Raw genomic sequence first — 8,359 nt, forward strand, 5'->3', positions numbered from 1 at the left:
GCGAGGATAAAACATCCAAATTTTAAAATTTAAAAATTTTTAAAAAAATGTGAGTTTAAAAAGAATTAATCGCGACGATATCGCATCGCCGCGACTGAAGAAGGCATCATCATGCCCGCGAAGGTATTTATTTCATAGCGCCTTGTTGTTTCATCTGATCCATCATCTGCTTAAATATCTCTTTAGCTTGTTTGCAAGTGGCCTCTTGCTGCTCCTTAGGAAGTGCGCTGATCTGATCCATGGATTGCTTTTTTTGATCCTCATACATCTTGACCTGCTGCTCTTGACCCGCTTGTTTGTAGGTATCAACCATCTTATCAAGATCTGCGAAGTACTCTTTGCAGCTATCTGAAAGATCTGCGGCGCTAAGACTTAGCGCAAAGCCAAAACTAGCCAAAACTAAAAGTGATTTTTTCATTTTTCTCTCCTTGTAAAAAATCAGCGAAAGTATATCATTTCGCTTAGTAAATTTGCCTTAAATTTTAATCAAATACGGCCGTTTTTTTAAATTTATAGCGCTTTTGAAATTTTAAAATTTCACTCTCGTCACGACGCTTACATTTTTTAAAATTTAACTCGTCTTTAAATTTTAAAATTTCGGCTCGCGATTTCGCAACTGCAGCCGGTGCTCTTTAAAATTCCGCCCTCGCCGCCTCTTGGGGATGCAGCGCAAAATCACTTCTCTTCAAATCTAATCTGTACCGATTTTTTGTGCGCGCCTAGCCCCTCGGCATCCGCTAGCGCCATGCACGCGCGTCCGAGCTCGTCTATGGCGCGTTTATTTAGCGCTATGATCGAGCTTCGTTTGATGAAGTTATAAACCCCCAGAGGCGAGAAAAATCGCGCGCTTCCGCCGGTCGGCAGCGTGTGGTTGGGGCCTGCGAGGTAATCGCCCATCGCCTCTGGCGTGTAGTGGCCCAAAAATATCGCGCCTGCGTGGCGTATGCGCGGAAGCAGCTCGTAGGCGTTCTCGGTCGCGATCTCGAGGTGCTCGACCGCAAGCTCGTTCATCAGCTCCACGCACTCGTTCATATCGCGTGCGATGATAATCGCGCCTTTGTTTTCGACGCTGGCGCGAGCGATGGGCTCGCGAGCAAGCGTAGGCAGCTCCTGATTGATATGTTCTGCGACCGCGAGGGCAAATTTTTCATCATCGCTTATCAAAAAGCTACTCGCGATCTCGTCGTGCTCGGCTTGGCTGAGCAGATCCACGGCGATGTTGCGCGGATTTGCCGAGGCGTTTGCGATGATGCCCACTTCGCTAGGGCCCGCGATCATATCGATATTTACGTCGCCGAACACGAGCTTTTTAGCAGTCGCAACGAAGATATTCCCAGGGCCCGTGATGACGTCTACCTTGTCGATCGTGCGCGTGCCGTATGCCATCGCCGCGATCGCGCTTGCGCCGCCCACCTTGTAGGCCTTTTTGATCCCTAGCACATGCATCGCCGCGAGCAGTAGCTCGTTTACGACGCCGCCCACGGCGGGAGTGCAGACGCTGATATCCTCCACGCCCGCGACGATTGCAGGGATCGCGTTCATCAGAAGCGAGCTCGGATACGCCGCCTTGCCGCCCGGGATATATAGCCCCGCGCGATCTACCGGCGTGATCTTTTGCCCAAGCATCGCGCCGCTTGGATCGAAGCTAAACCAGCTTCTCTCAAGCTGCTTTTCATGATAAACGTAGATGCGCTCGTATGCGATCTGAAGCGCATTCTTAAGCTCTGCGGTTAAGCCTTCATACGCGCGGCTCATCTGCTCTTGTGTGATAGCCAGATCGCCCTGCACGCGCCATCTGTCAAACTTCTCGATCTGTTCGGCTAGCGCCTCATCGCCGCGCGCTCTGATCTCCTCGATGATGCCGCTAACGACGGGCATTACCGATCTCATATCCGTCTCGCCGCGGCGCACCAACCTCGCAAATTCCTCTTTGAAATTTGCGTCCGTGCTTCTTAAAATTTTCATTTTTGCTCCTTGTAATGCTTGGAATTTTAACGCTTTTTGCTAAATTTCGCCTTTAAGCTCGCGGCGATGTAAATTTACAGCTCGCCGATTTTCAAAAGATTAAGCGAAAATGAAATAAAATAGCCGAAATTTCAGACGGAGCGATGTATGAAAAAGATATTTTTAGCGCTGATCGCCACGGCGGCTTTATCGCTAGCAGAAGCCACAGCTTTGTCATCGACGGAACAAGAGGATCCCGGTATAAGCAAGTTGCAAAGCGAATGCGATAGCAACAACACCTTAGCATGCGTAAATCTCGCCATGGCATACTATTCAGGGGATGGCGTGAAGCAGGATTATGAAAAAGCAAGGGAGCTAAATTTTAAAGCCTGTAGTTTGGGCGACGGCTGGGGTTGCACCACCTTGGGGGCGTCATACGAATACGGCAAGGGCGTAGAACAAGATTATAAAAAAGCGGCCGAACTGTATTCTAGGGCCTGCGACTTAAAAAATGGCATAGCTTGCGGCAATCTGGGTGTTTTATACCACTCAGGCAAGGGAGTAAAGAAAGATTACAAAAAAGCGATCGAAATGCTTTCCAAAGCTTGCGATTTGCAAGAAGGCCGCGGATGCTACAATCTCGGGCTTTTATATGCCTCGGGCGAAGGCGTAAAACAGGATTATAAAAAAGCAAGCGAGCTATATTCTAAAGCTTGCGATTTAAAACATGGCGAAAGCTGCCATAATCTTGGAGTTTTATACGAAAAAGGAGATGGCAGCGTAAAGCAAGACTACCAAAAAGCAAATCAATTCTATTCTAAGGCCTGCGATTTGGAGATTGCCGAAGGGTGTTATAATCTTGGAGCTTCATATGAAGATGACAGTGGCGTAAAACAAAATTACAAGAAAGCGTTCGAATTATATTCTAAAGCTTGCAATTTAGGAATGGCCAAAGGATGCTACAATATGGGTGTTTTATATAATTTAGGTAAGGGTGTGAATCAAGATTATAAAAAAGCAAACGAATTATATTCTGAGGCTTGCGACTTGGGATTTGGCGACAGCTGTTATAATCTCGGAGTTTTATATTTCTATGGCAAAGGCGTGGGGCAGGACGCGAATACTGCAAAAAAATATTTAAATAAGGCTTGCGCTTTGGGATCCAAAGCCGGTTGTGACGGATATAGAAAGCTAAACGAACAAGGCTTTTAATCCATTTAAATTTTAAACCGCTCGCGAAATCCGCTTAAATTTAAAGATCTAAATTTAGACTATATCATCCGCAGGGCAACACTAAAAGCGCGCAAAATGCGCGGACTTAAAATTTAAATCCATTCCGCCGCGACAGATGCTGCGTAAACGCTGCGTAAAATTTAGTGAGCCGCCCCGTTCATAATATTCGCGCCAAATAAAGGGATGCGTTCCGCCGCCGTTGAAATTTCAGATGAGACGTTAATTCTTTAAGAATTTTAAAATTTTAAGCCCTCTTTTTTGGGGATTAAAATTTCGAGCGAGCCATTAAGAGCGAGTCGCTAATTCGTAGCATTCGCGTCGAACTGTAAAAATTTCCTGATCTCCTCCATCGCCTCTTTGTTTGAGAGCGTAAATTTTATCTCGATGCGGCGGCTAGCGTCCTTGTCCTCGATGCCTCTGCGCATCACGGGCTGCGTGTAGCTGCGACCGCTGGCGATGAGATATTTTTGCAGTCGCTCATCTTTATTCCACGAGTTGATGAAATCCATCACCGCAAACGCCCTATTTTGCGACAGCTCAAGGTTGTACAAATACCCGCCGTCGCTGTCCGTGTGTCCCTCAATGATGATCTGATCTAAATTTTCGCGAATTTCATCGTTATTCAAAAGCGCGGCGAAATAGCTCTGCAGCGTCGAGCGGAGCGTCTCTTTGGCGCCCTCTTTCAACTCGCTTGAGCCCTTGTCAAAAAGGATCGACGAGCTTAGCGTCATTGCGCCACTTTCGTTGTCGATGCGGATCTTGCCGCCCAGCTTCTCCTTCAGATCGGCGATGATCTTGACCTTCATTCCGGTGAGGTTGCGGATGCGGTTTTTCGTGACGTTGAGGTCTTGTAAAATTTTATTAAAATCGCTCTCCTTCTTCGTGAGCTGATCGAGCAAAAATGCAATTTTAAGCTCGTTTTGGCTGATCGTAGCGTTGGCGTCGTCGCGTGCTTTTTGCAGAAGAGAGTTGATGTCTAAATTCTCTTTTTTCAGCTTCTGGGCCATCTCGGTTAGATCTTCGATCTGTATGAAGTAGATGGAATTTTGCTTGCGAAGATCGGTATTTTCGATGTTTAGCTTCTCGAGCTGGTCGCTAAAAATTTTATTCAGCGCTTCAAGCTCGGCGCTTTTTTTCTCCTGGCTTTGAAGGCTTGCTAGGGCGCTTGAAATTTGGCTTTCTTTCTCCTGCAGGTTGCTTTGCGTGAGGAAGTATTTGACGATGATGCCGCCTACTAAAAGCACGAAAACAAAAAGCAGTCCCGCCATCAAATCGGCGTACGCAATCCAAAAGGTCTCTTTTTCTTCGTTATTCGTTTTCATCTAAAAGTGCTTTTTCATCGATGCTCGCAAGCGTTTTTCGAAGCTCTTCGATGATGCTTTCGTTGCTCGTCCGCGCAGTGTCCTCTCCAGCTAAAAGTGCCTTCAAATCCGCGCTTAACCCCTTAAAGCTAGCGTCAATTTTAGCGGCATAAGCATTCTGTGAACTTGAAATTTCGCCCGCAAACCCGCCCAAGGAGGCATTTAGGCTCTTGATTTGAGCGCTTAATGCACTCGTAACGTTAGCCAGCTCGCCTTGCCCATCCGTTAAAGCCTTAGACTGGCTTAGATACTGCGCGGAAATTCCGTTTTGAATTTCGATTAGGCTTGCAGACACGGACTTAAGCGCAGATAAAATTTGAGCGAAGCTCTTATCTAGCTCACCGTGAGCGAGATTTGTCCTTTGGATCATCTCTCCTGCTTTTTCAAGTTCTTCTTGTGTAATCGCCATACTTCGCTTCTCGGCTTCCATCACGCTTTCAAAAGCGCCGATTTTTTCATCGATTAGGCGGTTTAACCTTTCAGTAAAATTCGTAGAGCTCATCATCGCAAATGAGCGCGAAATTTCAGAATTAGCGTTTAAAATTTCACTCAGATAGCCCTGCGTGATCTCGTCTTTGTTCCAGAAAAAATTTTTAGTGGAATTTTTGTATTTGATGAGTAAGCGCTCATATTTGCTAATGCCTTTTTTCTCAAAATATATCCACCAAAGCGCTAAGAAAATTCCATAGATCGAGACGTAAAATGCCGTACCTACGCCGCCTAGAAGTTGCGCGATCTCGGTTTCTAGCCCGTCAATGTTACTTGAGGAAAAGTGTGGCATCGAAATCGCAATCGAGATGAAAGTCCCTAAAATTCCAAGCATCGGAAAGACTGCCGATGCGACGGAAGCGTAGTTTTGATTACGCAGTGAGTAGCCGTATTCGTCCACAAAAAGATCAAAGCTGGCATCTGATTTTTTCTTGCCGCCGATACTTAAGAGATTGGCGACGATGTAATTTTTCAGCTCGCGCTTGAAGTCATCGATATTATTTTGAAAATTTAAGCAGCCATATTCTGCATTATGACGAGCTAAAATTAGTGCAATAATGAGTAAAACTGCAAGCATCAGGATCGAGTGCGTCTCTACCTTCAGCCCGATAAGCCCCAAATAGCCCAGCAAAAACACCACAAAAACCGCGATCGGCAGAGCTGCGATCTTAAAAAAAACGCCCGCTAGCGAGCGCTCCTTCGCCTCAGGTAGCGTGATATCGAGCACTTCGTTATTCGGGCGATCCATATTAGTTCCTATTTAGGCAATTTAGATTGTCAAATGCGACCTGCAAGCGCGCCACCATACTCTGCTCGCCTGCTCTCAGCCATTTGCGAGGATCGTAGAATTTTTTATTCGGTTTATCCTCGCCTTCCGGATTGCCGATTTGAGTTTGCAAATAGCCGCGATTTTTGCCCTCATAAGCGCGCACGCCGTCCCAAAACGCCCACTGCGTGTCAGTGTCGATATTCATCTTAACTACGCCGTAGCTAACGGCTGCCTTGATGTCGGAGGTCTCGCTGCCACTGCCGCCATGAAAGACGAAATTTACGGGCTTTTCAGATTGCAGATTAAATTTTTCTCGGACGAATTTTTGCGAATTTTTCAAAATTTCAGGTCTCAGCACAACATTGCCCGGCTTATACACGCCGTGGACGTTGCCGAAGCTCGCTGCAATGCTGAATCTATCGCTGATTTTGCCAAGTCGCTCGTAGGCAAGCGCGACATCTGCGGGCTGGGTGTAAAGCCGCGCGTTATCGACGCCGGTATTATCGACGCCGTCCTCTTCGCCGCCTGTGACGCCAAGCTCGATCTCAAGCGAAATTCCAAGATCGCTTAAAATTTCCAAATACTTCTCGCAGGTCGCTAAATTTAGCTCCAAATCATCCTCGCTAAGATCGAGCATATGCGAGCTAAATAGCGGCACGCCGTGAGCTTTTTTATGAGCGGCATTAGCTTCGATGAGCTCGTCGATCCACGGAAGCAGCTTCCTCGCGGCATGATCGGTATGCAAAATCACCGCAACGCCGTAATGGGCTGCCAGAGCATGCACCTGGCGCGCGCCTGCAATAGCGCCTAAAACTGCGGCATTAGGGCAAGTAGCGCCCGCATAAAACGCTGCGCCGCCGTTGCTAAACTGAATAATAACGGGCGAATTTGCGATTTTAGCGCTTTCCAAGACGGCGTTTATGGAATTTGATCCCACTACGTTTACCGCAGGGATCGCAAAGCCCTGCTGCTTCGCATACGCATAGACTTTACTTACGTCATCGCCACTTAAAACGCCCGGTTTTACTATATCTAAAACGCCCATTTTTAGCTCCTATATTATTTATACTCGATTTTAGCGTTTTTGTGAAGATCTGCCGCTTTTTGCTCGACTACTTTCGCCGCTTTTTGCTGTCTAAGCACGCGCTCAATAAAAGGCTTTGCTTCGCTTTGACTTAACTGCTTTTTAGCTTGAGACTCCTCTTTTAACACTACGTGATATCCGACCCTGCTTTTAATCGCTTTAGTAGTGATTTGACCATCTTTTATCTTAGAGATCGCATCGGCAAAAGGCTTGACCTGATCGCTAGGCATCCAGCCTAGCTCGCCGCCGGTTTGTTTAGCCTGCGGATCGATAGATTTAGCTTTGGCAAGCTCCGCAAATTTAGTAAATAGCGCACTGTCGTTAAGCCCTTTTAACTGCTTAATAATATCGTTTGCCTCAGCTTCGGTTTTAACGACAATCTGAGCCGCTTTGATTCTTGCAGGCTCGGTAAAGCGCGCTTTGTTTTTGTTATAAAAATCGGCTATTTCTTTATCGTCGATATTTATTTTACTGGCTTCTTTAGCCTGCCATACACGAAGCGCTAAGTTATCTTTTACGATTTCAAGCTCTTTTTTATAAACATCTTCGTCCATAACGCCCGATTTTTTAGCTTCATCCGTTAGCAGCATCAGATCGATGCCTTTATCGATAAGCTCCTTTTTTTGATCGGCATTAAGAGCAGCGATATCTACATTGCCTATGCCTTGAAGTAGTGGAGCAAGCTCTTTTTCGGTTACGTCTTTGCCATTGACGGTAGCGTAAACGGTAGCGTTGAGGCTGATAGCGGCAGCCAAACTAAGTGCTGTAAATAAAACTTTTTTCATCACAATTCCTTAAAAAAATTTTAATGGCGATTATAACTCAAAGTTGTTAACAATCAAACTGTACTTTAGAATTTTAGGGTAGAATTCCGCCTTGAGGAAATGCAAATGAGAAGTAAAAAAGATATTTTAGAGATAAAAAAGAGAATTCTACAAAACTTCGCGGAAGAGCGCAGTGAGTTGAAATTTAAAGATAACTATCAGCTTTTGGTCTGCGTGATGCTTAGCGCGCAGTGTACCGACAAGCGGGTAAATTTGATCACGCCGCGCTTTTTTGCGGAATTCCCTAGCGTTACAGAGCTTGCAAAAGCCAATCTGGCAAGCGTTAAGCTGCTAATCAGCTCGTGCAATTTCTACAACAACAAAGCGGTAAATTTGATCAAAATGGCACAGGCGGTGGTTAGCGACTTTGGCGGCGTCGTGCCGCTTGATGAAGCGGGGCTCAAATCTCTTGCGGGCGTGGGGCAAAAGACCGCTCACGTCGTGCTTTTGGAGGGTGCGGGCGCAAACGTGATGGCGGTGGATACGCACGTCTTTCGCGTCGCGCATCGCCTAGGGCTGAGCCGTGCAAAGACGCCCGAGCTTACGGAGCGCGATCTTAGCGAGGCTTTTAAAACAGATCTTGGTAAGCTGCACCAAGACATGGTGCTTTTTGGCCGCTACACCTGTAAAGCGATCAAGCCAAACTGCAAAGAGT

8 protein-coding genes are annotated in these 8,359 nt (G+C 46.5%); 2 read left to right on the forward strand and 6 right to left on the reverse strand.

All coding sequences use genetic code 11. The annotated features are described in order from the left end of the window. Positions 1 to 127 precede the first annotated feature (127 nt). Positions 128 to 418 (reverse strand): DUF5339 domain-containing protein, encoded by a 291-nt coding sequence (locus Q0144_RS02930; protein ID WP_291936556.1) that lies wholly within the window; start codon positions 416 to 418, stop codon positions 128 to 130. A 257-nt stretch (positions 419 to 675) separates the two neighbouring features. After that, positions 676 to 1,965, reverse strand: coding sequence for a histidinol dehydrogenase (gene hisD / locus Q0144_RS02935; RefSeq protein ID WP_298061555.1), 1,290 nt, complete (start codon positions 1,963 to 1,965; stop codon positions 676 to 678). Between the two features lie 147 nt (positions 1,966 to 2,112). Here hisD and Q0144_RS02940 point away from each other — a divergent pair, with 147 nt between their 5' ends. Beyond that, entirely contained in the window at positions 2,113 to 3,156 is a 1,044-nt protein-coding gene (locus Q0144_RS02940) for an SEL1-like repeat protein (RefSeq protein WP_298061557.1), read from the forward strand. Between the two features lie 320 nt (positions 3,157 to 3,476). Here the strand turns inward: Q0144_RS02940 and Q0144_RS02945 are convergent, their stop codons facing one another. The 4 genes from Q0144_RS02945 to Q0144_RS02960 are packed head-to-tail and all read right to left on the reverse strand — an operon-like array spanning position 3,477 to position 7,665. Further along, on the reverse strand, positions 3,477 to 4,499 hold the full coding sequence (locus Q0144_RS02945) for an OmpA family protein (protein ID WP_298061559.1): 1,023 nt from the start codon (positions 4,497 to 4,499) through the stop codon (positions 3,477 to 3,479). Beyond that, positions 4,486 to 5,775 (reverse strand): MotA/TolQ/ExbB proton channel family protein, encoded by a 1,290-nt coding sequence (locus tag Q0144_RS02950; RefSeq protein WP_298061561.1) that lies wholly within the window; start codon positions 5,773 to 5,775, stop codon positions 4,486 to 4,488. The genes Q0144_RS02945 and Q0144_RS02950 overlap by 14 nt, the downstream gene beginning before the upstream one ends. Position 5,776: 1 nt before the next feature. Beyond that, complete coding sequence (gene fbaA, locus Q0144_RS02955; protein WP_298061563.1) at positions 5,777 to 6,841, reverse strand: class II fructose-bisphosphate aldolase; 1,065 nt, start codon at positions 6,839 to 6,841, stop codon at positions 5,777 to 5,779. 14 nt (positions 6,842 to 6,855) lie between these two features. Then, the gene (locus Q0144_RS02960; protein WP_298061565.1) at positions 6,856 to 7,665 is read right to left on the reverse strand and encodes a peptidyl-prolyl cis-trans isomerase; all 810 of its coding nucleotides are present in this window, start codon (positions 7,663 to 7,665) and stop codon (positions 6,856 to 6,858) included. Positions 7,666 to 7,770: 105 nt separating this feature from the next. On the opposite strand from Q0144_RS02960, the gene nth reads away from it, so the two are divergent. Then, positions 7,771 to 8,359 (forward strand): endonuclease III (gene nth, locus Q0144_RS02965; RefSeq protein ID WP_298061568.1); only part of this gene is annotated, 589 nt, incomplete at its 3' end.

Source organism: uncultured Campylobacter sp. (assembly GCF_938045345.1).
Classification (GTDB): domain Bacteria; phylum Campylobacterota; class Campylobacteria; order Campylobacterales; family Campylobacteraceae; genus Campylobacter_B.